General features: G+C 64.1%; 15 protein-coding genes. 8 read left to right on the plus strand and 7 right to left on the minus strand.

All coding sequences use genetic code 11. The features are described from left to right. The first annotated feature begins 103 nt into the window (after positions 1 to 103). The 3 genes from H7B90_RS17150 (at position 104) to H7B90_RS17160 (ending at position 9,192) form a co-directional block, all read left to right on the plus strand. Entirely contained in the window at positions 104 to 4,048 is a 3,945-nt protein-coding gene (locus H7B90_RS17150; RefSeq protein ID WP_260411085.1) for an Ig-like domain-containing protein, read from the plus strand. Positions 4,049 to 4,345: 297 nt separating this feature from the next. After that, a complete protein-coding gene (locus H7B90_RS17155) occupies positions 4,346 to 5,011 on the plus strand; it encodes a hypothetical protein (protein ID WP_260411086.1) in 666 nt (221 codons plus the stop codon). Further along, positions 5,008 to 9,192 (plus strand): glycoside hydrolase family 2 protein, encoded by a 4,185-nt coding sequence (locus H7B90_RS17160; RefSeq protein ID WP_185137121.1) that lies wholly within the window; start codon positions 5,008 to 5,010, stop codon positions 9,190 to 9,192. Before H7B90_RS17155 ends, H7B90_RS17160 begins: the two co-directional genes overlap by 4 nt. Positions 9,193 to 9,371: 179 nt before the next feature. On the opposite strand, the gene H7B90_RS17165 is transcribed toward H7B90_RS17160, so the two are convergent. From H7B90_RS17165 to H7B90_RS17185, 5 genes are all read right to left on the minus strand, one after another. Then, positions 9,372 to 10,244 carry a helix-turn-helix transcriptional regulator gene (locus H7B90_RS17165; protein ID WP_185137122.1) on the minus strand — a complete coding sequence of 291 codons (873 nt, stop codon included), beginning with the start codon at positions 10,242 to 10,244 and terminating at the stop codon, positions 9,372 to 9,374. Between the two features lie 103 nt (positions 10,245 to 10,347). Further along, positions 10,348 to 11,478 (minus strand): glycoside hydrolase family 88 protein, encoded by a 1,131-nt coding sequence (locus H7B90_RS17170; RefSeq protein WP_185137123.1) that lies wholly within the window; start codon positions 11,476 to 11,478, stop codon positions 10,348 to 10,350. 131 nt (positions 11,479 to 11,609) lie between these two features. Then, a complete protein-coding gene (locus H7B90_RS17175; RefSeq protein ID WP_185137124.1) occupies positions 11,610 to 12,620 on the minus strand; it encodes a bifunctional glycosyltransferase family 2/GtrA family protein in 1,011 nt (336 codons plus the stop codon). Between the two features lie 19 nt (positions 12,621 to 12,639). Continuing rightward, complete coding sequence (locus tag H7B90_RS17180; protein ID WP_185137125.1) at positions 12,640 to 13,668, minus strand: phosphodiester glycosidase family protein; 1,029 nt, start codon at positions 13,666 to 13,668, stop codon at positions 12,640 to 12,642. A gap of 218 nt (positions 13,669 to 13,886) precedes the next feature. Then, positions 13,887 to 14,318 carry an Lrp/AsnC family transcriptional regulator gene (locus tag H7B90_RS17185; protein ID WP_185137126.1) on the minus strand — a complete coding sequence of 144 codons (432 nt, stop codon included), beginning with the start codon at positions 14,316 to 14,318 and terminating at the stop codon, positions 13,887 to 13,889. 136 nt (positions 14,319 to 14,454) lie between these two features. Here H7B90_RS17185 and H7B90_RS17190 point away from each other — a divergent pair, with 136 nt between their 5' ends. The 3 genes from H7B90_RS17190 (at position 14,455) to H7B90_RS17200 (ending at position 19,635) form a co-directional block, all read left to right on the plus strand. Next, complete coding sequence (locus H7B90_RS17190; RefSeq protein WP_185137133.1) at positions 14,455 to 15,201, plus strand: MBL fold metallo-hydrolase; 747 nt, start codon at positions 14,455 to 14,457, stop codon at positions 15,199 to 15,201. Further along, positions 15,198 to 15,641: a GNAT family N-acetyltransferase gene (locus H7B90_RS17195; protein ID WP_185137134.1), complete on the plus strand. Its 444-nt coding sequence runs from the start codon at positions 15,198 to 15,200 to the stop codon at positions 15,639 to 15,641. Before H7B90_RS17190 ends, H7B90_RS17195 begins: the two co-directional genes overlap by 4 nt. 274 nt (positions 15,642 to 15,915) lie before the next feature. After that, a complete protein-coding gene (locus H7B90_RS17200; RefSeq protein ID WP_185137127.1) occupies positions 15,916 to 19,635 on the plus strand; it encodes an S-layer homology domain-containing protein in 3,720 nt (1,239 codons plus the stop codon). 53 nt (positions 19,636 to 19,688) lie between these two features. Here H7B90_RS17200 and H7B90_RS17205 read toward each other — a convergent pair whose 3' ends face one another. Beyond that, positions 19,689 to 20,264 carry a hypothetical protein gene (locus tag H7B90_RS17205; protein ID WP_185137128.1) on the minus strand — a complete coding sequence of 192 codons (576 nt, stop codon included), beginning with the start codon at positions 20,262 to 20,264 and terminating at the stop codon, positions 19,689 to 19,691. A 161-nt stretch (positions 20,265 to 20,425) separates the two neighbouring features. On the opposite strand from H7B90_RS17205, the gene H7B90_RS17210 reads away from it, so the two are divergent. After that, positions 20,426 to 22,648, plus strand: coding sequence for a GAF domain-containing sensor histidine kinase (locus H7B90_RS17210; RefSeq protein ID WP_185137129.1), 2,223 nt, complete (start codon positions 20,426 to 20,428; stop codon positions 22,646 to 22,648). A gap of 34 nt (positions 22,649 to 22,682) precedes the next feature. Beyond that, positions 22,683 to 23,402, plus strand: a complete 720-nt coding sequence (locus H7B90_RS17215) for a response regulator transcription factor (RefSeq protein WP_260411087.1) — start codon at positions 22,683 to 22,685, stop codon at positions 23,400 to 23,402. Positions 23,403 to 23,425: 23 nt separating this feature from the next. On the opposite strand, the gene H7B90_RS32565 is transcribed toward H7B90_RS17215, so the two are convergent. Next, a partial coding sequence (locus tag H7B90_RS32565) for a hypothetical protein (protein WP_221482076.1) occupies positions 23,426 to 23,606 on the minus strand: 181 nt, incomplete at its 5' end.

A 23,606-nucleotide genomic window follows, 5' to 3' on the forward strand; every position in this document is an offset into this window, starting at 1 on the left:
CGCCGGAACAACGCAAGGCTGCAATCGCGCGGGAAGGTCCGCCGCTCCGGGGCGGTACGGGGGGCCTTCCCGCACTATTCTCATGGAGAGAGGAAGGGAACTGATGATCAAGAGAAGGTTGGTCTCGCTGCTTCTTGCAAGCCTGTTGCTTACGATTCCGCAGATGTTCGCCCGCGCCTACGCCGAGCCGCCGGAGGGCGAAGCGCAAGAGATTGAAGCGCAAGAGGCCGAAGCGCAAGGAAGAGGACCGAACCACGCTTTTTACGTGGCGACGAATGGAAGCGATTCCAATCCGGGCACGCTGAAGAAGCCGTTCAAGACGCTGGAACGCGCCCGCGACGCGGTACGGAAGATGAAGGGCCAAGGGAACGGGCGCCTGCCGAAGGGCGGCGTAACCGTCTACTTGAGGGAAGGCGCGTACGAGCGGACGTCCAGCTTCGAGCTGAGGCAGCAGGACTCCGGCGAAGCGGGCAGGCCCGTCACGTACAAGGCTTATCCCGGCGAGACCGTGCGGCTAACCGGCGGCCAGAATCTCGAGAAGAGCGGATTCGTTCCGGTGACGGACAGCGCCGTGCTGGACCGGATCATCAGTCCGGAGGCGAGAGAGAAGGTGCTCGTCTACGACCTGGCCGCCCACGGCATCACCGATTACGGCGTGCTTAGCCGCCACGGCTACTACCTGGCCAACGACCTGAGCGAAGTGCCGCCTATGGAGCTGTACGTGAACGGGCAGGGCATGACGCTGGCCCGCTGGCCGAACGAGGGAACCGTGCAGATGGACCAGATTCTCGATCCCGGTCCGACCCGGCGGGACCCGGACGTGCATAAGCGGGGCGGCACGTTCACGTACACGTACGACCGTCCCCAATACTGGACGCAGGCGGACGACATCTGGCTGGACGGCATCTTCGGCTACAGCTGGGAATGGTCGTACAACAAGATCGCCTCGATCGACACGGCGAACAAGAGCATCACGCTGAAGTACGGCGAGATGAGCGGCATTTTCAAAAACTGGTACCCGGACTTCCACTTCGCGCAGAACCTGCTCGAGGAGATCGACATGCCGGGCGAGTATTACATCGACCGCTCGAACGGGAAGCTGTACTACCTGCCGAACGCCGAATTCCTGGCCAGCGCCGATCCGGAGATCACGGTCACGATGCTGAAGACTCCGATGATCAACGCGCTCAACGCCTCCTACGTCAGCTTCGAGGAGCTGATTCTGGAGAACGGCCGGGATTCGGCGGCGGTTATCGCGGGAGGCAGCCATACGCAGATCGCGAACAGCGAGATTCGCAACTTCACGAACAGCGGCGTGCTGATCAACACCCAGAGCCGGTTCTACTACAGCGATATCGTCCCGGGCCCGGGCACCGATAACGGCGTGAAGAACTCGCACATCCACCATATCGGCGGAACGGCGGTCACGCTGACCGGGGGCAATCCGAAGACGCTGAAGCCGGGCGACAACTTCGTCGAGAATTCGCATATTCACGACTTCGCCTATTACCACAAGGCCTACAACCCCGGCGTCCACCTGTCGGGCGTCGGCAACCGGATGTCGCACAACGAGCTGCATGACGCGCCCCATCCGGGGGTTCTCGTCTTCGGCAACGACCATCTGATCGAGTACAACGAGATTTACGACGTGTGCAAGACGTTCTCCGACCTCGGCGCGATCTACATGAACGAAGGAGAGAAGCCTCAGAACCGGGGCACCGTCATTCGCCGCAACTACTTCCACAACATCGGGGAGAGCAAGCCCGGCGTGGAAGGCATCTACCCCGACAACTTCACGATGGGGCTCAAGATCGAGGAGAACGTGTTCTACCGGATGGGCAACTCCGCGATCCGCAACAACGGCGGGGCTCATATTCGTTCGAAAAACAATATTTTCGTCGACAGCAAGGTGCCGTACGACTACGCGGATCTGTATCTGGGCGACAAGCCGGACGGCCAGATCGCGAAGAACTACATGCCGAAGTGGCAGGCTCTGTTCGCGGCGAACAACAACTTCGTCGGGACGCCTTATCTGGCGAAGTATCCGGAGCTGGCGAACTTCTTCGCGGAGAACCGCTATTATCCCGACACCAATACGTTCGAGGGCAACGTCGTCTACAACCCGACGGTGCCGCGCAGCTCCACGACCAACGCCAACGGCGCGTACGACAAGTTCAACCTGGTGCAGTACGGCGGCAACTGGGTGACGAACACCGATCCGGGCTTCGTCGACCTGGCCGGAGGCGACCTGTCGCTCGCGCCGGACGCGGCCGTCTTCGCGAACATTCCGGGCTTCCCGAACATTCCGTTCGGCGAGATGGGGACGTCCGGCAAGGTCGGCCCGACGAACGGGCAAGACGTCTACCCGGTGCAGAATGTCGTCGTGTATAACGACGAGATTACGGTGGATCGGTGGAAAACGGTCAAGCTGCAGACGGCCGTGCTGCCGTGGAACGCCAGCAACCCGAGCCTTCGCTTCGTCTCGGAAGATCCCTCCATTGCCGCCGTGGACGCGAAGGGCGTCGTAACCGGAGCGGCGGTCGGCGACACGGTCGTGACGGTATCGTCGCTGGACAATCCGTCGGCTTCGGCCGAGGTGGTCGTCCACGTGGCGAAGGGCGACGGGGTCATGGACTACACGGACTTCGAATCCGGAGCCAACGGCTGGCCGCAGGACGCGAACCGCAGCATCGTCACCGTGGACGGCAACCACTGGTATAAGCTGCTGAACGGCGCCTCCGCCGTCAAGGAGAAGGCGTTCTCCGACTACGAGCTGCGGGTGAAGCTCAAGACGCCGGAGACGATGGGAGCTGGCGCGACCCTTTATATTTTCGACCGGCAGAGCTCCAACCAGCCCGGACGGATCGGCTACCGGAGCCGGCCGGACGGAACGTCCTCATGGCTGCTGTACGACTCGGCTTGGGCGGTCGTGAAGGAAGCGAAGCTGCCCGGCCGCGACCTTCAGCCGAACACGGAATATAGCTTGAAGGTGTTGGTCCGGGGCGGCGACATCAGCGTCTACCTGGACGGCCAGCTCCGGCTGAAGGCGACCAACCCGGGGTATAACCCTTCGGGCAAGGTCGGGTTCTACATCAACGTCATGCCGAATCTGCTGCTCGACGACATTCAGTTCAAGGAGCCGACGACGGAGCTGTCCGGCATCGTGCCGGCGGAGAGCGACGTGCGGATCGCGGCCGGCGAGCGGAAGACGCTGGCGGTGTCGTTCGACCCCGCGGACGCGGAGGACACGGAGCTCGTCTGGGAGTCGAGCGATCCTTCCGTGGCGACGGTGGACGAAGGCGGCACGGTGACGGCCGTGAGCGAGGGCGAGGCGATCGTGACGGCGACGTCGGCCAGCCATCCGGACATCTCCGCCGAGATCCGCGTGACGGTGTCGAACGTCCTGCACTTCACGAGCTTCGAAGCCGGCGGCAACGGCTGGCCGGTCGATCCGAACCGCAGCATCTACGCGGACGGGGACGGCAACCGCTGGTACAGGATCGCGAACGGGGCGACCGGCATTCTGGATAAGACGTTCACGGATTACCAGCTCGAGTTCAAGCTGAAGACGCCGGAGACGCTGCCGGAGGGCGGCGGCACGCTGTACATCTTCGACAAGCAGGATTCCGTCGGCTCGACCCGTATCGGCTACAAGATGAAGGCGGACGGGACGTCGTCGTGGATTCTGTACAACCCGAGCTGGACGGTTCTGAAGACGGTCGATCTGCCGCAGCGCGATCTGGAGGCGAATACGGCCTACGACGTCAAGGTCGTCGTTCGCGGCGCTCAGCTTCAGGTGTACGTCGATGGCGTATTGAAGCTGGAAGGGTTGGACCCGAACCACCGGCCTTCGGGCAAGGTCGGCTTCTACGCCAGCGGCTTCGGCTACCTGCTGTTCGACGACGTGAAGCTCTCGCTCGTTACGCAGGAAGCTGCCGCCGCCGCCGCATCGGAGGAGTCTCCCGCGCCGGAGGAGACTTCGGTACCGGAGGAGGCCACGGAATCCGGATCGGAGCAGGCTTCCGCTCCGGAGGGGACGACAGTTTAATCGGGCGGGTGAGGGTTGGCGCTAAAAAGCGGAATCGTTCCCGACAACCGAACATCAGCCTTCGGCTGAAATAACGGTTGCAGGGATCTGGAGAAAAGAAGCGGTCGCCTTTGTCCCCAAGAAATCCGGGGGCTAGGCGGATGCTTCCGAAGCAACTTTCCGTCGGAAAGTTTTTAGATCGGAAGAACGATCCGCTCCAAGGCGCCTCTTTCTCACGCGCCTGCGGTTTGAAAGATGACGGCGATCCTCTCCCGTGCGGGGAGGATCGCTTTAAATGCACAAAGTACGGAGGTAGCTATGAAGCGGTACATGTATCGAGCGCAGTGCCGGGAGGGCTGGAAGCCGGAAGCCTGCCTGGAGGCGATGAAGAGGTCGGCCGAAGGCTGGCCGGACCGGCTGCCGGCGGAGAACGTGAGCGTCTTCGCCCACGGGGACGAATGGTTCCTTTATTACGAGTGCGGAGGCGAAGCGTTCGTCGATCCGGACTCGCTGTTCGCCGAGGCGGGCGAGCGGCTGGCCGCTTGGCCGGGAGGAGGGCGGCCGAGGCGTTGGGCGCCGATGACGGATATTTTCCACTATCAGCGCCCCGTCTCCGACGAGCATTGGGCTCGCCGCCGCCCGGACCGCGTGCCGTACGGCCGAATCGCCGTCCTGAAGCCGGAAGAGATCGCCAGCTACGTATATTATCACTACCAGTACCAGGAGGAGCGTCCGGGCGACGGCGACAAGTACGGCATCATCGGGCTTCACGAGAACGTGCTGTTCTTCTATTCCGAGCTGCCCGCGACGCTGGAGGCGGCGCCATACGAAGGGAAGCTGAAGACGAAGCTTCGGCCGGACGACTGGCAGGCGGCCATGGACCCGCACTTCGCGAAGTGGCCGGACGCGCCTGCGGGGGAAGAGATCTGGCGGAAGCTGCCGCTGGCGTTGGAGGCTCGGAGCAGCCAAGGGAGGTCCGCATGACAACTGTTCGCGCATCGTTGCAATGCCGTTCGTCTCTGTGCCTGAACGGGGAATGGGACTTCATGCCGCTGTACGAGGAGCCGCTCCGACGCGAGCTGCCCGAACGGCTCGTCTACGAGACGCGCAAGGTTCGGGTGCCTTCGAGCTGGCGGAGCTCGTTCGTCAACGGGCAGGGGAAGCTGTTCGGCGAGATTCCGGAGCACGGCTACGCCCCGATGGATCTCCACGGATACCCGGAGGAGTGGAAGGCCGCGGACGCGGGCGTGCTGCACCGAAGCTTCCGGGTGCCGGCGGAGATGGCCGGGCAGCGCATCGTGCTGCGGCTCGACGGCATGATGCAGAAGGCGGCCGTTTATCTCGACCGGGAGAAGCTGGCCGTCTGGGAGGACGGCTATTTGCCGCTTCGGCTGGACGTGACGGACCGGGTGACGCCCGGCGGCGAGCACGACCTGCACGTCGTCTGCGGGAGCTTCGACCAGGTGACGATCGCTTCGGGCCAGAAGAAGACGACCGGGCTCACCGGCTCGTGGTTCAGCTATGTTAGCCGGGGGATCTGGCAGGACGTCTGGCTGGAGAGCTATCCGCGGGTCGCCTTGGCCGACGTCGTCATTCGCACTTCGTTCCGGCACGGGACTCTGGAGGTCGACGCGGCGATCGAGGCGATTGAGGCAATGGGGGCGATGGAGGCTGCGGGATCCCCGTCGGAAAACGGCATGCCTGCGCTGACGGCGACGCTGTGCGTGCGAGAACGGGGGAGCGGGGGGAGCGGGCCGGGAAGCGCTCCCGTTCTGCGCGCCGAGGCGAAGGTCCGGCTCGGCGAGGCGAAGCCGAACCTTTGCGAGAACGACCCGGCCGGCATTCGTGCGTATCAGGCGCAGTTCCGCTTGGATTGGAAGGACGCCAGACTGTGGAGCCCGGACGATCCGTTCCTTTACGAGGCGGAGATCGCGCTGCGGACGGCGGGCGGGGAGCCGTTCGACGTCCGGACGGAGACGTTCGGCTTCCGGGAGTTCTGGACCGAAGGCCCCCGGTTCGTGCTGAACGGCGTTCCGATCAATCTGCGCGGAGACTCCTGGCACTTCCAGGGCGGCATCCAGATGACGGACGCCTACGTTCGCAACTGGTACCGGATGTGCCGGGAGGTCGGCATCAACTGCGTGCGGCTGCACGCGGAGCCTTATCCGACGCGCTATCTCGACATCGCGGACGAGGAAGGCATGCTTATCGTGGACGAGACGGCCATCTACGGATCGGGCAAAACGATGCAGGCCGACCACCCCGACTACCTTGCCAACTGCGAAGCGCATATCCGGCGGCTTCTCCGTCGCGACAGAAACCATCCGTCGGTCATTCTATGGAGCCTCCAGAACGAGATGCGCTGGGTGGACGGCCGGGACGGCTTCAAGCGGTTCATGCCGGGCTGGATGGCGATGATGAAGGAGATCGATCCGACCCGGCCGATCATCGCGGAGGGGGACAACCGGCTGCTTCCGAAGGAGCGGACGGAGGTGGAGAGCCGGCATTATAACATCGACGGCACGATCGCCCAGTGGGACCGCTCGGTTCCGCTCGTCTTCGGCGAGCATGGCGGCTGGTGGTACATCTGCCCGCAGAACGCGAGCCCGTACCTCGGCCTCTCCGCCTATCGCGGCACCGACGAGAGCGCGCTCGGCCTCGCGGAGAAGGAGCGGCTGTTCGTGGAATACGCCCGGCGGCAGGGCGTCTCCGGCATCTCCACGTTCAACTTCGCCCACTACTTCATGCGGGCGATGCCGGACGAGACGATCCAACTCGATTGGGAAAAGGAGGTTCCGTCCGCGCCCGGCGTCCGGCCGGACCAAATTCCGGCTTACTCGCTGACGCTGAACAACGGGCTGCTGCCGGAGGAGTATCCCGCCTATCGGCCGAATCCGGCGTTCGCGGTCATGGCGGCCGCGTTCAAGCCGGCGACGATCCTTCCGGCGGAGTACAACCGCTCCTTCTTCGACGACGGCCCGGTCGTCCGCCGCTTCGACGTCTACAACGACACGCTGCGGGCGCGCGACGTCGAGGTCGAATGCCGAATCCGGCAAGGGGACCGGATCGTGCATGAGGAGACCTTCCGCTTCCGGCAGGAGCCCGCGGAGCGGCGGACCGTGACGCTGCGCTGGACGCCGGAACGGGCGGCATGCGCGGCGGGCGCTGCCGAGACGGCGGAGCTTACGGCCGTCCTGCGCCATGACGGCGAGCCGATGCACGAGCTGCGCGCCGGCTACAAGATCTATTCCGCGGCTCGCTGCAAGTCCGAGCCGGTCGCGATGGAAGGGCCGGTCGCCTTCGCGGGAAGCGACGCCGATTACGAGACGATCCGGCGCCTCGCGCCCGCTTGCGAGCGAGTCGCGGAAGCGGACATTCCCGCGCTGCCGGCGGACGGCGTCCTGATCGTGGGAAGCGGCCGGTCCGACCCGGACGGGAGCCTCGAGCGCGGCCTGAAGCGCTACGTGGCGGCGGGAGGCCGGCTGCTGCTGCTCGAACAGCGGGAGCTCTCGCTGGGCAAGCTGGCCCTCTCCCGCCGCGGCTTCCGGAGAGCGCACGCGGGCAGCTATTCGCATCCGGCGCTCGCTGGCTTCGGCGACGAGGACTTGATGTACTGGCACGAGGAGTGCGGCGAGAACGGCCCGGAGCCGATCATTCGCGCGGCCTTCTTCAAGCCGGCGTCGGCTTCGTACCGGATGCTCCTTGAATGCGGAGCCGGCGACTTCGGGGACGGCGGCGACCTGTGGACGCCGCTGCTGGAATACCGGGGCGAGAGGGGGATGTTCCTCGCGAACCAGCTGGAGATCATGAGCTGCGCGGAGCGGGTCCCCCAAGCTATGCTTCTGCTGCGCAATTTGTTGGCGTACGCGGGACGGGCGATTGAGGGGTCGGAGAAGAGCGAGAAGACCGAGAAGACAGGGAAAACCGAGGAGCCCATAATAGCTGTGAAGAACGCGGAGGCCACGAATGCCGCGGAGAAGGTCGCGAGCACCGCGACCTACGTAAGTCCGGGCGGCGAAGCCGATCGCCTTCTGTCGCGTCTGGCCCTGGTCTGCGACCCGCTGAGCCGGCTGTCGGACGAGGCGCTCGAGGGCCGCCGCCTGCTCGTCGCCGAGGCCGGCCTGCTCGCGGAGCCGGGAGCGGCCGAGACGGCGCGGCGCTTCGCGGAAGCCGGCGGCCGGGTCGTCCTGCTGCCGGCAGCGCCCGGCGACGAAGCCGCGCTGGCCCGGCTGCTCGCCCGGGAAGTCCGGGTCGCTCCGCACGAGACGTACCACCTCGAAGCCGACTATGCCTTCGAGGAGACGAGCGGCTTCAGCCCCGTCGATCTGTTCGGCTTCGACAAGGTGTTCCTGTCGCCGCGGGACACGGTCAACCGCGTTCTGGCCGCCCATCGCTTGGAGGCGGAGGGGATGGATTCCCTCTGCGCCAGCGTCGAAGGAACCGCCTGGAAGGACTACTTCATCGGCGGGCATACGTCCGAGTACAGCCGGCTCGCGCTGGTCGAGCTGAATCGCCGGAAGGCGCGGGAGCCCGGCCGCTTCCTTCTGCGAGCCGGGATCGGCCGGGGATCGGCCGTCTGCTCGCAACTGCTGCCCGATCCGGACAGCGACAAGAGCGTCCGGCTCTATGCGGCGCTGCTCGGCAACCTGGGCGCTTCCTTCGCCGACGGCGCGCTGACCGGGACGAAGGGCGACGCCGAGAACGCCGTCGAGGCGATCATGGCCCTCCCTTGCCCGCCGCATGTCCCGCTGGAGGAGATGACGGCCTACTACACGGACCCGGAATTCTCGCTCAACAACCTCGGCGAGGGCCTGTACGGCTGGATGACCAAGAAGGAGCGCGGCCCGGAGGACGGCCGCTTCCGGATCGCCGCGCCGCAAGGGCGGCCCTGGCTGTTCAGCGGCTTCGTCCATGTCCCGGGACCCGGCCGGACCGGCAAGCTGCGCGTGACCGGCAACTATCCGTACGAGCTGTACCTGAACGGCGCGCCCGTTCCGGCCCCCGGCAGCGGGATCGCCCTGCTCGGCGGAATCAACCGGCTCATCGTCGTCGTTCGCGCCGGGGAGGAGCCGCTCGAGCTCGGCCTTGTGTTCCTGAAGCCGGACGGCTCGTATATGAACGACCTCGAGTACAGCCTGACGATCGACGAGGTCGAACCGAAGTAACCCGGAATGCGATACGAAAAAGCAAAGCGTCCGGACGATGGCGTCCGGACGCTTTTGCCGCGCAATGGGTTCGAATCGGCAAAGGAAACGAACGCAGATGATTTCGGTTTTCCATGCATCATTCAAGCAAGACGCCTTCTTGCGGCCAAATCCGTACGAGCCCCCGGCCTCTCGCCCTCTCAGCGGATGCTCTGCCGATATTGCTCCGGCGACAGGCCCTTCGCTTTGCGGAACATCTGGCAGAAGTACGACGTCGAGAGCCCCCCGACCTCCGAAGCGATCTCCTGGACGGACTTGGACGTGTTGGCGAGCAGCGCGCAAGCCTCCCGGACGCGGCGCCGGATCAAGTATTCGGACAGCGTCATGCCGGCGGACTTCTTGAACACGTGCGAGACGTGGTAAGGGGACAGGTGCAGGCTCTCCGCCAGCTCCTCCAGCTTGAACGGACGCTTGTAGTGAAGGTCCAGCCACTCGGTGATCCGCTCCGCGTGCGAGCGGGCGCGATTCATAGGGGCGGCGCCAGCCGCGGCGTCGGCTTCGTCCCGGAACGGATGCTCCCGCAGCTGCCGGATCAGGTTGAGAAGCAGAAGCCCGACGTCTTCGTCCCGGCCCGGGGAAGAGTCGTTCAGCGCCGCATGAATCCGCTCCAGCAGATCGCGGATGGGCGTGTCCCGCGCGGAGGGGACGAACGGCTCCCTTAGATTCCCCTTCCACAGATGGCGGAAAAAACGCCCCAACCCCGGGAAAGGGGCGAGGTAAGGCTCCAAGTACGCCGGGTCCAGCGTCAGGTTGGTGCGAATATAGGAACGGCCCGGCTCGAACGGGACGGCGACGCGGTGCACTTGGTAGGGCTGGAACCAGACGAGCGAATCGTTCCCGATCGGGTAGGTCCGGTTGTCGACGCGGATCTCGCCATGGCCTTCGTAGATGTAGAGCATCTCGATTCCCCGGTGGGCATGGTGCCAATACGATTCCGTGCTGATCTGCCTGTAGTTGAACAGGAACGAACCGGGCTCGAAGCCGCCCTTCGTCTTGTCGGTCATGGCCGCCATGCGCTCCTCCGCGTCTATCGTGTTCCCTCTATTATAACGCCAAGAAGCTCCGGCCACATAGGCGGAGCTTCTTGCTTCTGCATCGACAGTATACCTAGAAAATTCAACGTTCGTACCAATACCCCGGCGAGTCTTGGTGAAGCCGCAGCAGAGCTTCGAGGTAGAAGTAATCTCCCCAGATGACGAAGTCGTCCGGAGAGGCTCCGCCCCGCACCGAGTAGGAGCCGTGGCGGAGGAAGCCTTCCTCGGCGGCGTCCCCGGCGGTGAAGTAGCGGCTCGTCAGCGATTCCATCGATTGCCGGACCGCGAGAAGCAGCGGCTCCCGGTCCGGATCGCCTTCCGGCAGATGGCCGGCGAGCTCCAGCATGCCGCAAGCGGCGATGGCCGAAGCGGAGCTGTCCCGGGGCGTGCCCTCGATCTGCGGAACGTCGAAGTCCCAGTAGGCGACGTGGTCCTCCGGCAGATGCGCGACGAAGTAGCGGGCCAGCCGCTTGGACGCTTCCAGGAACGCGGGATCGCGGAAGTACCGGTAGGCGAGCGCGAAGCCGTAGATGCCCCACGCCTGCCCGCGCGTCCAGGTGGAGCCGTCCCGGTAGCCTTGGTGCGTGCCTCCGCGAACGGCGTCGCCCGTCTGCTGGTCGAAGTAGAAGGTATGGTAGGAGGAATCGTCTCCCCGGACGAGGAACCGGCGGCTTTTCTCGGCGTGAATTCGCGCTCTCGCGGCGTAAGCCGGATTGCCGGTCTGCTCGGTCGCCCAGCAGAGAAGCGGGAGGTTCATGAGGCAGTCGATGATGATGCGGCCGCCGTTGTCGGGGTCCCCTTCGGGTCCCCAGGCCTGGAACAGCTGCGACTCCTCTCTCCAGCGCTTCATCAGCCGGTCGGCCGCCCGCAGGGCGAGCGCCTTCGCTTCTTCGTCCTTCTCCAAGATCCATTGCGCCTTCGCGGAGAGGGAATACAGGAAGCCGATGTCGTGGTGATCCAGGTGGCGGTCCTCGTCCAATCGGCGCTTGAACGAGTCGACGCTCTTGGCAGCCGCTTCGCGGACGAACGGATCCCGGTTGTACTCGTAGGTGAGCCACAGGATGCCGGTCCAGAAGCCTTCCGTCCAGGACGTATGGTTTTCGAGCCGGTAGCTTGCGCTTCCTTCGCTTACGATCGGGAACCGGTCCCCGAAGCGGGCGATGTTGTCGGTCGTCGTGCGGACGGTCTGTTCGATAGCCGATTGCCAGTTCATAGCGGGGCGGGGCCTCCTCGTCATTCAACGGAATAAGGTGTCGCCTTCATTATAGGCGAACGGATTCCCCGGTTTGTTGCGCGAATCTATCGCTATGTTGCGAATGCGGGCGCCGTGCCATGCGAGGCCGCTCAGTACACGAATTTGCGCTGCGCGGCGTAGCTGACGGCGAACAGGGCCGCCTCCGTCACGATCTTCGCCGCCGCCAGGGGCAATCCGGCCGTCTCGTGCAGGAGACGCAGAACGGCGTAATTGAGCAGCAGGATCAGCAGGACGAGCGTGAAGTAGCGGGGCATCGACCGCCGGACGGCCGATTCTCCGTCGCGGGCGAACACGAGGCGGCGGTTGACGGAGTAGTTGACGATGGAGCTGCATATCCGCGCTCCGACGACGGACAGGAGCAGATTCGAGGTCGCCCATTGAAGCAGGAGCAGCAGAACGAAGTCCAGCGCCGCCGCGAAGCCGGAGGACGCGCAGAACTTCAGGAACGGCCAATAGATGCGGGCGGAATCGGCGAGCGGCCGGAAATGCGAGGATTGATTGCCTTCCAGATAGACCGTGTCGATCGGCACCTCCACAATCTCGTACCCTGCCGCCGGAGCTTCGAGCAGCATGTTCATCTCGTACTCGAAGCGCTCGCCCGGCACGCGGCTTAACCAATCCAGCATGTCGGAGGAATACCCCCGAAGCCCGGTCTGCGTGTCCTGCACCGCCGTCCCCGTCGCCGCGGCGTATACCATCCGAGTGGCGGAATTCCCGAACCGGCTGCGCAGCGGAACGTTGCCGGTGAACTGCCGGCTGCCGAGTACGATTCGACGGCGGTTCTCGACGACGGCGTTCGATATTCGCATAATGTCATTCGGCAGATGCTGTCCGTCGCTGTCGGCGCAGACGACCCCGTCCGGGTCTCCGTGCTTCCGGACGTAGTCGAACCCTGTTTTCAACGCGCGGCCCTTGCCTTGATTGACCGGATGCGTCAGCACGGTGCAGCCCGCCTCCTTCGCGGATTCGAAGATGCCGCGGTACGCTTCGCCGCTGCCGTCGTCCACGATGAGGATCGGCGCGTCGCTGACCTCCTTAAGATCGCGGATGAGCGAGAGCAGCCGTTCGTCCGGCTCGTAGGAGGGGATGAGGATAGTCATGAGTATCGAGCCTCCTTCCTCAGGATTGGGGGATGTAGATGATGTCGCTGACGCCGCGCTCGTTGCCCTTGCCCAGCGGATCGTTCACAACCCGGCCCTTGAAGTACATGGTGGACGAGCCGCCGCCGTCGAGATTGTACGCTTCGGCCGCTCCGAGCTCCTTGAACAGGTTCGCGAACTCGGTCAGCGTCATGCCGCGGCTGTAGCCGGAGCTTCGCCCGTCGACCACGACGAACACGAAGCGGTGCGGCGCGATCATCCCGATGCCGGTGCGGGGATTGGCGCTCTGAATCGAGCGGTTGCCGAAGTTCGTGTCGATCTTCACGCTGTCGAAATCGCCGGCGATCTCGCCGTCCTTCACGAGGATCGGTCCGAAGGACCACGTATTCGTGACGCCCTCTTCGAGCAGCTCGTCGGAAGAAGTCGACTCCTCGTCGTAGGTTTTCAGAGTGCCGTCATCGAGAAGGGCCAGTCCGTCGCGGGCCGGCTCGTCCCGGTAGACGGTGCCGTTGCGGATGACGACGCCGTCGCTGCGGAAGCCGTAATAATCGCCGTTGATCGCGAATACGGCGTTGTTCGCGGCCGCGATGGCCGAGGTGTCCTGGACGATGTTCGTGCCGAACTCGTTCTTGGCGAAGGCGGCGAACAGGTTCGTCGCGCCCTTGAACGTCACGTCGGCGACGTAATAGGTGATCGTGTCGGCTCCGGTGCCGGTCTGGACCTTCTCGATATGGATCGTCTCGTTGGCGTCCTCGTAGTTCCAATCGTCGGATTGCGCCTGGGCCGTAGAGGAGTTCGCGCTAGAGCCCGAATATGAATTCGAATTCGGGTTCGAATCGGAGCTCGAATCGGTGTTTGACGCGGAGTTCGAGGAGGAGGACGAATTCGAACCGGCGCTCGTGGCCGGGGCGGTATGGATGGGAGCGACGACGGCTTCGACATGCTCGATCAGATAGCGGTCGGCGAGCCGGTAGACGATCGCGCCGATGACGAGGAGAACCGCGGCTATCGCGGAGAGAATGACGGTCTTCTTGCGCGGGCGGGGCATAGGGATCACTCCTTCAGGTTGTCGTGCCGCGGCGGGCCCTGAAGGTATCTTAGAACGGGAAGCTTTAATGGAACTTAAATGCCCGCTGCAATCTTAGGCCGGATTGAGCGGGCTTCGGCGGGCGAGGTCGAGGTTGCCGGGAATGGAGGCCGAGGGTGCCGGAATGGAGGAGGAATTGGCGGACGAATTGGCGGACGAATGGACGAGGGTCGTCTCGGCTACTTGATCTGCTCGATGGACAGGCTCAGCTTGTAATTGCCGAACTTCAGCACTTCGTCGAGCAGCTTGTTCAGCTCGGAGCTGTCGCCGACCCGGACGCGCAGCCAATAGCAGCCTTCGCCGCCGACGCGGTGCGCCTCCGTCACGGCCTCGTTCGACTCGACGAAGGCCTGGAAGGCCCGGTGGGCTTCATTCGAATTCATGAAGACGGTCAGGAAGGCATGAACGTTCAGCCCGATGGAGACCGGATTCCAACGCAGCGTATAGCCGTCGATGACGCCGAGGTCTTGCAGCTTGCGCACCCGCGCGCCGACCGCCTGGCCGGTGAGATGGACGAGCTGCCCGATCTCCTTGTGGGTGAGCAGGGCGTTGTCCAAGAGAGCTTGCAGAATCCGCTTGTCGATATCGTCGATCGTCTGGGAGGAGGGCATCAGGGCAACACGCCTTTCATCGTGAAAGTGAATGCGCGCGAATGCGTTCATCGGAGAATGGTTCCCGCGCGCGGTTGGATGATAATATCGATATTGTAACAGATTCGCAATCCAATGAAGCGGGGGCGTGATCGATATGAAAATCCAGCTCGTTCGCCATGCGACGCTATGGCTCCAATACGCGGGTTCGACCCTTCTCGTCGACCCGATGTTCAGCGATCAAGGGGCGAATCCCCCGGTATCGAACTCCGACAACGACCGGCGCAATCCGCTCGTTCCGCTGCCCGGGGAGCTGGCGGCTTGGCTTCGGCCGGACGCCGTCCTCGTGACGCATCTTCATCCCGACCATTGGGACGAAGCGGCGGCGCGGGCGCTGCCGAAGCCGGCGGCCCTCTTCTGCCAGCCGGGGGACAAGGACAGCATCGGTTCTTCCGGATTTACGGATATAACGGAGATCGAGGATTCCGCGACGTTCCGGGGCATCACGATTCACCGCACGGGCGGCCAACACGGAACGGGCGAGATCGGCGAGAGGATGGGGCCGGTGTCCGGCTTCGTGCTGCAGGCGGAGGATGAGCCTACGGTTTATATCGCGGGGGATACGATCTGGTGCGAGGATGTCCGAATCGCGCTGGACGCCCATAAGCCCGACGTGACGATCGTCAACGCGGGCGGGGCGCGGTTCTCCGTCGGCGACGCGATTACGATGGACGAAGACGACGTGATCGAAGCGGCCCGGTATGCGCCGTATACGAAGATTGTCGCGGTCCACATGGACGCGATCAATCACTGCCGCGCGACGCGTGACGTTCTGCGGACGAGGCTCGAGGCGGAGAAGCTTCTGGGCAGGGTCGCCATTCCGGAGGACGGAGCTTGGCTATGAGCCGGGACGGAGGGAACGCGGATCGCATCGTGCTGTCGACGGAACGGAACCGGCTGGACCTCGCCTACGCCTACCGGTACCTGCATGAGCATATGTACTGGGCGAAGGAGCTGACCTTCGAAGCGTTCGAGCGGGCGGTCGCCCATTCGGCCGTCGTGGTCGGGGCGTACGATTCGTCGGCGGACGGTCGGATGGCCGGGTTCGCCCGGGTCGTCTCGGACCGCGCTACGTTCGCTTACTTGACGGACGTCTTCGTCGTCGCCGAGTACCGCGGCCAGGGCTTGTCCAAGCGGATGATGCGGCAGATCGTCGACCATCCGGATCTGCAAGGGCTGCGGCGCTTCCTGCTTGTGACCGAAGACGCCCAGGGGCTGTACGCCCCATTCGGGTTCGAGCCGCTAAAGGACGCGGAGCATTGGATGCAGATTTTCAACGGGTAACGCCGAACGAAGAGGAAGGAATCGAGAAGAAGCCGATTGCCCCGGAACTCCCGGGTTGATCGGCTTCTTTTTTCTACACTTGCTCCAAGACAAGTTCCGCATGATTGCAGCTGCCGAAGGTCCCGAGCTTGCGGAATTTTGTCGAATGATCGCTCAAAAATAGAGGATTTTCCGAATTTTTCATCGAATCTTTTACAAATACGTCCAGTGTCGGAGACAGAGAGCCGGGAACGGGACGGCGCTTGACCATATCATGTCTATCGGGTGGGGGATTATGAAGAGACGGGGTTACGGGTTCCGCTGGAGGCAAGTCGCGCTCGCGCTGCTGGCGGTGCTGCTGGGGGTTACGGGCGGGATGCCCTTCGCGCCGGGCGGGTGGATCGGCCGCGCTTCCGCGGACGCGAACAACTACTACATCAGCACGGCGGCCGGCAGCGGCACGCTGGGATACGGCGGGGACGGAGGGCCGGCGACCTCCGCCAAGTTGGCGGCTCCATACGGCGTCGCCGTCGACGGCGGGGGGAATATTTACATCGCGGACCGCAACAATAGCGTTCTGCGCGTAGTGGACCCTTCAGGCCGGATCAGCTCGGTGTCCGTTCCGGGAATGTACTGGCCGCAGGGAATCGCCTTCGACGACAGCGGGAATTTGTACATCGCCAATAGCGGCGGACTGAATATCCTGAAGAGGACTCCTTCCGGGACCGTAACCGTAGTAGCCGGAACCGGAGCGGCCAGAAGTTCGGGCGATGGAGGACCGGCGACCTCGGCCGAATTGAACTATCCGTCCCAGGTCGCCGTCGACGCGGACGGGAATTTGTACATCAGCGAATCCGTCAGCAGCGTCATTCGACGGGTCGACGCGGCGACAGGAATCATCGATACGGTTGCGGGCACCGGAACATACGGCTATTCGGGACCCGGCGGGCCCGCAACCTCGGTTCAATTATGGAATCCGTACGGCATGGCCTTCGATAGCGACGGCAATCTGTATATCGCAGATATGGGCAACAACGTCATTCGAAAATTGGATGTAGCGACGGAGGTTATCAGCACGGTAGCGGGAACCGCCGCCGGCGGCTACTCGGGCGACGGAGGCCCCGCGACCTCGGCTCGATTGAGCGCGCCTCTCGATGTCGCGTTCGACGATAACGGGAATATGTACATCTCGGAAGCCGACCACGTCCGCAAGGTGGATGCGTCGGGAACGATCCGTACCGTAGCCGGAACGACAAGAGGGTATTCCGGAGACGGAGGCGAAGCGACCGCTGCTCAGTTGTCGGGTCCAGGCTTCATGACCTTCGACGGCAACGGGAATCTGTTCGTATCGGATCCGTTCAACAGCGTCGTCCGGAAGCTGGTCCCGTTCTACAAAGTCACCTTCCAGAGCAACGGAGGAACGCCCGTAAGCCCGCAGAACCTGGATCCCGGAGACGCCGCGACGGAGCCGGGCGATCCGGCGAGAACGGGGCATACCTTCGGCGGTTGGTTCGCGGACGAGGCCCTGACGGTTCCGTTCGACTTCGCGACTCCGATTAACGGGGATACGACGCTGTATGCCGGGTGGACGCCCATCCCTTATACGGTGACGTTCGATAAGAACGGCGGCGACACCGAGGCGAATCCAACCTCGATGACGGTGAATTACGGCTCCGCGGCAGGCGCGCTGCCCACGGCTCCGACCCGTGACGGGTATACGTTCGCCGGGTGGGCGGCGGCGCCGGACGGCAGCGGACCGGTCTTCTTGGCATCGACCGTCGTCACGGGAGACCTGACGGTATACGCCCGATGGATCGCGAACCCGTTGGCGCAGCCGGCCAACCTGAAGGCCGTACCCGGGGATCGTCAAGCGAAGCTGACTTGGGACGGAGTAGCCGGAGCGACGTCCTATAGAATCTATATGCGAACCGAGTCGGGCGCGTATGGCGATACGCCGCCCATCGAGGTGGCGGGGACGAGCCATACGGTGACCGGGCTGACGAACGGGACGACCTACTTCTTCGTGGTGACGGCCCGCAGCGCCGCGAGAGACGGATTGCCTTCCGCGGAGGCGAGCGCCACTCCGAGCGGCACGGTTGTCCTGCCGACCTTGACGGAGGTTCGCCTGGCAAGCGATAATCCGGCCGCCGGGTGGGCCAAGCCCGGAGACAAGGCGACCCTCGCCTTCGCTTCGAATACGGCTCTAGGCAGTCTGCCGACCGTCACGATCGCCGGGCGGCCGGCAGCCGTAACCGCAACGGGGGGTAACGGGTACAGCGCCTCCTATACGTTCGACGGAAGCGAGACCGAAGGGGCGGTGCCGTTCGCCATCGATTTCGAAGACGGCGCGGGGACGCCGGGAGCGCAAGTGACGGCCACGACGGACGGCAGCGGCGTGAACTTCGACAAGACGGCTCCGACGGGCACCATGACCATTAACGGGGGAGCGGCGGCGACAAGCTCGGCCGCGGTCTCGTTGCAACTGACGAGCAGCGACGGCGCGGGCTCCGGCGGCGTCCGAATGCGCTTCTCGAACGACGGACTGACCTGGTCCGATTGGGAGGCCGCTTCCGCGGCGAGGAAGTGGACCCTCTCGTCCGGCAACGGCGCCAAGACCGTCTCCATGGAGCTGATCGACCGGGCGGGGAACGCCTCGCCGACGGCTATCGCGGCGACGATCGCGCTGCGCCGGGCATCGAGCCCGACGGAGACTCCCGATCGTACGATCCAGGTCCAGATCGCGGACGGCAAGGGCGGTTCCGTCGTCGAGACGGCCGTTGTTCAACGAACGATCGATGTCGACGGGCTGTATAAGGACAAGGTAACTTTCACCGATTATCCATGGACTCAAGCGCTCGACAAGCTTAAGGCGCTCGGTTCGGACTTCGCCAAGGTCGTGTTCCCGGACGACAACGGGTTGACCAAGGAATGGAGCCTCGTATTCCCGAAGACCGTAACCGACCTGCTGTCCGGCAGCGGCACGAACATGGAGATCGTTACGAACGATGCTCGAGTTTACCTTCCGGCCGCCTCGCTTCGAGGGCTGACGGAAGACTTGAGCTTCCGGATCGCGCCGGTCCAGCAGGAGGACGAACGCAAGGCGACCGAGCGGCGGGCTTTAACGGATCCGCTGACGCTCGAAGCCACGAAGGGCGGAAGCGTTGAAGCGCTCGGCCGTCCGATCGTAATCGAGTCGAACTTGTCGGGCGCGGAAGCCCAGCTGATCTTGCCTCTGGAAGAGACGCGGAAGCTCGACAAGTCGCGGGAGAAGCCGGCCGCGTTCGTCGAGCATGGCGACGGAACGAAGGAGCTGGCCGACGGGAAGATCGAGGACTTTGACCAAGGGGGCCGGCCGGGCGTACGCGTCGCCGTCGACCGGTTCAGCACGTTCACGATTTTGAAAATAGGACAGGCCCCGGAGCATAAAGCCTACGTATTAGGCAATCCCGACGGGACCTTCGGACCGGAACGCCCCATCACCCGCGCAGAGATGGCGGCGCTGCTGACCCGGGCCGTCGTCCGGGAGGAGTCGTATGCGCCGCGCTCCTATACGGACGTCGCGGAAGGCTACTGGGCTCGGGATGCCATCGTCCAAGCCGCCAAGACGGGCCTCATGAGCGGATACGGCGACGGCAGCTTCAAGCCCGACGCTCCGATCACCCGCGCGGAGATGGCGAGCGCGATCTCCCGGCTGCTGACCGATGAGCCGAGCGCGGCCGTCTTCCCGGACGCGGCGGGAATCTGGGCGGAGACCTCCATCCGGAAGACGTCGGCGGCGGGGATCGTGAAGGGCTACGAGGACGGCACGTTCCGGCCGAACGGCAACTTGACCCGCGCCGAAGCGGTCGCGATGCTGGATCGGCTGCTGGGACGCGGTTCTCTGGCCGGCGCGCCGCGGAAGTGGACGGACGTTCCGGCGACCTATTGGGCGTACGGGTATATTCAGGAAGCCTCGTTCGATCATCGGTACGAGATCAAGGAAGAGGGCGGGGAGACCTACGTATCTACGCCCTGAACGGAAGACGGCGGCAGGCTGCCGACAGGCGCCTGCCGCCGTTTTTTTTGCAACTAAGCCCCAACCGACGTCCCCAGCCCGGCCGCCGAACGCGAATTCAGCTTGCCGGTCCAGATGCAATAGCCCATGCCGACGTACGTGAGTCCCCAGAACAGGGCGAACAGCTTGTTGTCCTCGAACGGGATGACCGCGCTGAGGAGCATGAGCACGTGCAGGTAGAACACCCAGCGCGGGAATACGTTGGCCCGGTAGGTCACGATAGCGAACAGCAGCGTTCCGCCCGTCAGCGCGATCATGCTGCCCATGCCGGAGATCGCCGCTGCCAGACTGTCCGGCTCGGGCGCCGACGGGTCCATGATGAATGTCGTGAAGAGCAAGGCCGTCGTGAAGATGTTGCCGATGAGAATGCCCAACACGCTGACGAATCCGAGCACGCCCGATTCTCTCGCCTGCACCTGATAGAGAACGATCGAGCAGAACGACATGAGGATGCACGCGACGTAGCCGAACGTCAGCTCCTGCGCGCTGTCCGTCCCCCAGACATAAGCCGCCGGGGTCATGCCCATTCTCGCGATCCCCGCGAGCAACACGATCATTCCAAGCCATCTTACCCATCTTAAATCGTTCATTTTTTTCGAATCCCTCCGTCATGATTGTCGGCCATCGCCGCTTGCTTCTCATCATAAGAGCTCCCGCGAGCGGACAATAGAGCATGGAATACCCGGCAGGGCGGGAAGATGGCGACGAGCGGCAGCCGGGAAAACCGGGAAATTCGGGAGAACATCGGGAAATGTTCGCTCCCGCATATCCAGCGACGCCGGGCCGTTATTATAATAGGGTCATGGATAAAACGAGAGGGTACCAGCTGCTCGTCGGCCTCTTCTTCGCCGTCACGGCCGCGCTGTATATCAATTGCATTCCGGCCTACTATGACCGGCTGCTGACGCAATGCATCCCGAGCGGCTGCGGCGTGTCCGTACCGGCCTTGGTCCTGGATACGGAAGGGTTGTCGCTTCGGGCGGCAGCTCTTATTCTCGTCGCGGTCGACTGCGCGTTCACGGCGGTCTTCTATGCGGCGGCGGTCATCTTGCTATGGAAGGGCGCGCGGGAACGGATGGCGCTGACCGCCGCGCTCGCGATGGCCGCCTTCGGGACTTCGTTCCCGTCTCTGGTCGTCGTGGCGTCGGAGAACTTGGCGTTCGAGCGCTATTGGTTCCTCGGGGTCTCGGCGATCGGGTGGATATCGATCTCGCTGTTTTGCCTGCTTTTCCCGAACGGTTCGTTCGTCCCCGCTTGGTCCCGCTATGCCTTGGGGATCATCGTGCTCGTCGATGCGGCGAACTTCTTCCTCGGGGGCAACGTTTGGGATCGGCTGCAGCTGCCGGAGTTCCTTCGGTTCGCGTGGTTCCTGTCGTCGACGGTTCTCCTGATCTACGCCCAGGTGTACCGGTTCAGACGGATCTCGACGCCCGAGCAGCGCCAGCAGACGAAGTGGGTCGTGTACGGCGTGGCCGTCAGCTTCATCGGGTTCGTCGCGATCAGCCTGCTCTTCAATCCGGCCGTCTACGGGACCGTGTCCAACTTCATCCTGCTGAACGCGGCGCTGCACCTCTTCCTCTCGGCCATTCCGGTCACGCTGACGCTCGCCGTGCTGAGGCGCCGCCTGTGGGATATCAATCCGCTCGTCCAGAGGACGCTTCTCTACGGAGCCCTCACCGTCTGCGTCGTCCTGCTGTACACCGCCGTGGTGTATTATCTGGGCGCGCTGCTCGGCGGCTTGAATCGATTCGTCGTCTCGCTGATCGCGACGGGGCTCGTGGCCGCGGTGTTCGCTCCGATGAAGGAATGGCTGCAGCGCCAAGTGAACCGGCTGATGAAGGGCCGGCACGACGATCCCTACGCGGTCCTGCTCGAATTGGGCAGCCAGCTGATGCAGCCTATCGCGCCGCACGCGATGCTGGAAGCGATCGCCCGCCAGGTGAAGGAGGCTCTGCGCCTGCCGTACGCGGGCATCGCGATTCTCGTCGAAGGCCGGGAGACGGTCATCGCCGAAGCCGGGGAGCGCAGGCAGGGCAGGCAGGACAGGCAGGACGTCGAGCTTCAGGGCTACCCGATCATCTACCGCGGCAAAACGCAAGGCATGCTGTACGCGGCCGTCCGGTCGGCCGGGGAGGCGTTCTCGGCGGAGGATCATAAATTTCTGGAGGTTATGCTGCGTCATGCCGGACCTCTCGTCCATAATGCCGATATGCTGCAGGGCATGAGACGGTTGGCCGAGGATCTGCAGGAATCGCGCGAGAAGCTGGTGCTCGCCCGGGAAGAGGAGCGCCGGCGCATCCGCAACAACCTGCACGACGACCTCGCGCCGAGGCTGGCCGCGCTGGCGATCAACGCGGCGATCGCCCGCAAGCACGTGGAGAAGGATCCGGCGGCCGCGGTCGAGATGCTGGACGAATTGCGCCAGACGATTCGCGAGGCCGTTCAGGACATCCGGTCGCTCGTCCATGATCTTCGTCCGCCGGCGCTCGATCAGCTGGGTTTGATCGGAGCGATCCGCGCCCGCATGGAGGAGCTGGCGAAGCCGGCCCGCTTGGCGGGGAACGAGGGGGACGACGGTGGCGACGGAGACGACGGAGACGAAGGAGACGACGGTGGCGGGAAGCCCCCCCTCTTCGAGATGGACGCCCCGGAGACCCTTCCCGCGCTGCGGGCCGCCGTCGAAGTGGCCGCCTACCGGATCGCGACCGAGTCAATGGTGAACGTCGTCAAGCACGCGAAGGCCGCGGTCTGCCGGGTGAGCCTGGCTCTCGACGGCGAGAAGCGGCTGCGGATCGAGGTCGTCGACGACGGCATCGGCGCGGCCAAGCTCGGGGAGGGCCCCGGCCCGGCCGGCGGCATCGGGACGCTGTCCATGCGGGAGCGGGCCGCCGAGATCGGCGGCGATTGGGGAATCGAATGGCCGGAAGCGGGCGGGACGCGGGTGTGGGCGGTGCTGCCTTTGCAGGAAGGCTGACGAAGGCCGGACAGGGAGGGGAGGGACGATGACCATGAGAATCGTCATTGCCGAGGATCATCCGATGTTCCGCGCCGGCGTTCGCGGCTTGCTCGCGACGACGGACGATCTGGAGGTCGTCGGGGAAGCGGCGACGGGGGAAGAGGCGGTCAAGCTGGCCGAAGAGCTGCGGCCGGCCTTGGTCCTGATGGATATTCGCATGCCCGGCATGAACGGCATCGAAGCGACCCGGGCGATCAAGGAGCGGCTCCCGGAGACGGAGGTGCTCGTTCTGACGATGTTCCGGGACGACCAGTCGGTGTTCACCGCGATGCGGGTCGGGGCGAAGGGCTACGTGCTGAAGGACGCGGACGAGGAGGAGCTGCTGCAGGCGATCCGCATGGTAGGGAGCGGACGGGCCGTCTTCGGCACGGGAATCGCGGAGCGCATGATGCACTTCTTCTCCTCGCACGCTCCGGAGAGCCCGCTCTCTGCGAATTCTAACGCGGAATCGCCGCCGGCGGCCGGTTCCGGCAAGCCCGGGCTGGCGGACGATCCGGCGTTCGCGGAGCTGACCCGGCGGGAGGCGGAGATTCTCGAGCGGATCGCCGGCGGGGAGACGAATGCGGAGATTGCCGACTATCTGGGCGTAAGCGCGAAGACCGTCGCCAACCACGTGTCGAACATTCTGAATAAGCTGCAGGTTCTTGACCGTCACGCAGCGCGCAAACGGGTGCAGCAGGCCCGGCGGGCCAGGCAGGCGGGAGATACTTGAGACATAAGGCGGGGGAACCCCCGTTACCGGGACTTCGTGCGCGGCGCGGCATGAGGTCTTTTTTTTCTACGAAAGACCATTTCGCTAACAAACTTCTTGGGATATGGAGGCAGGGAAGTCTCGTTCATGGTTGCAATCGGAATCGGAATTGGCATCACAGGGTTCCGGTTCATAGGCCCCTTTTTCTCTAAACATTCCTGTATA

This window comes from Cohnella xylanilytica (assembly GCF_014212175.1).
GTDB lineage: Bacteria > Bacillota > Bacilli > Paenibacillales > Paenibacillaceae > Cohnella > Cohnella xylanilytica.

Bases quoted from the DNA above. Each gene is read 5' to 3' on its own strand.
- H7B90_RS17175 (WP_185137124.1), bottom strand. From the start codon at position 12,620: ATGACTATCCTCATCCCCTCCTACGAGCCGGACGAACGGCTGCTCTCG.
- H7B90_RS17210 (WP_185137129.1), top strand. From the start codon at position 20,426: ATGTTCGCTCCCGCATATCCAGCGACGCCGGGCCGTTATTATAATAGG.
- H7B90_RS17165 (WP_185137122.1), bottom strand. From the start codon at position 10,244: ATGGCGGCCATGACCGACAAGACGAAGGGCGGCTTCGAGCCCGGTTCG.
- H7B90_RS17205 (WP_185137128.1), bottom strand. From the start codon at position 20,264: ATGAACGATTTAAGATGGGTAAGATGGCTTGGAATGATCGTGTTGCTC.
- H7B90_RS17155 (WP_260411086.1), top strand. From the start codon at position 4,346: ATGAAGCGGTACATGTATCGAGCGCAGTGCCGGGAGGGCTGGAAGCCG.
- H7B90_RS17215 (WP_260411087.1), top strand. From the start codon at position 22,683: ATGAGAATCGTCATTGCCGAGGATCATCCGATGTTCCGCGCCGGCGTT.
- H7B90_RS17150 (WP_260411085.1), top strand. From the start codon at position 104: ATGATCAAGAGAAGGTTGGTCTCGCTGCTTCTTGCAAGCCTGTTGCTT.
- H7B90_RS17160 (WP_185137121.1), top strand. From the start codon at position 5,008: ATGACAACTGTTCGCGCATCGTTGCAATGCCGTTCGTCTCTGTGCCTG.
- H7B90_RS17170 (WP_185137123.1), bottom strand. From the start codon at position 11,478: ATGAACTGGCAATCGGCTATCGAACAGACCGTCCGCACGACGACCGAC.
- H7B90_RS17185 (WP_185137126.1), bottom strand. From the start codon at position 14,318: ATGCCCTCCTCCCAGACGATCGACGATATCGACAAGCGGATTCTGCAA.
- H7B90_RS17200 (WP_185137127.1), top strand. From the start codon at position 15,916: ATGAAGAGACGGGGTTACGGGTTCCGCTGGAGGCAAGTCGCGCTCGCG.
- H7B90_RS17195 (WP_185137134.1), top strand. From the start codon at position 15,198: ATGAGCCGGGACGGAGGGAACGCGGATCGCATCGTGCTGTCGACGGAA.
- H7B90_RS17190 (WP_185137133.1), top strand. From the start codon at position 14,455: ATGAAAATCCAGCTCGTTCGCCATGCGACGCTATGGCTCCAATACGCG.
- H7B90_RS17180 (WP_185137125.1), bottom strand. From the start codon at position 13,668: ATGCCCCGCCCGCGCAAGAAGACCGTCATTCTCTCCGCGATAGCCGCG.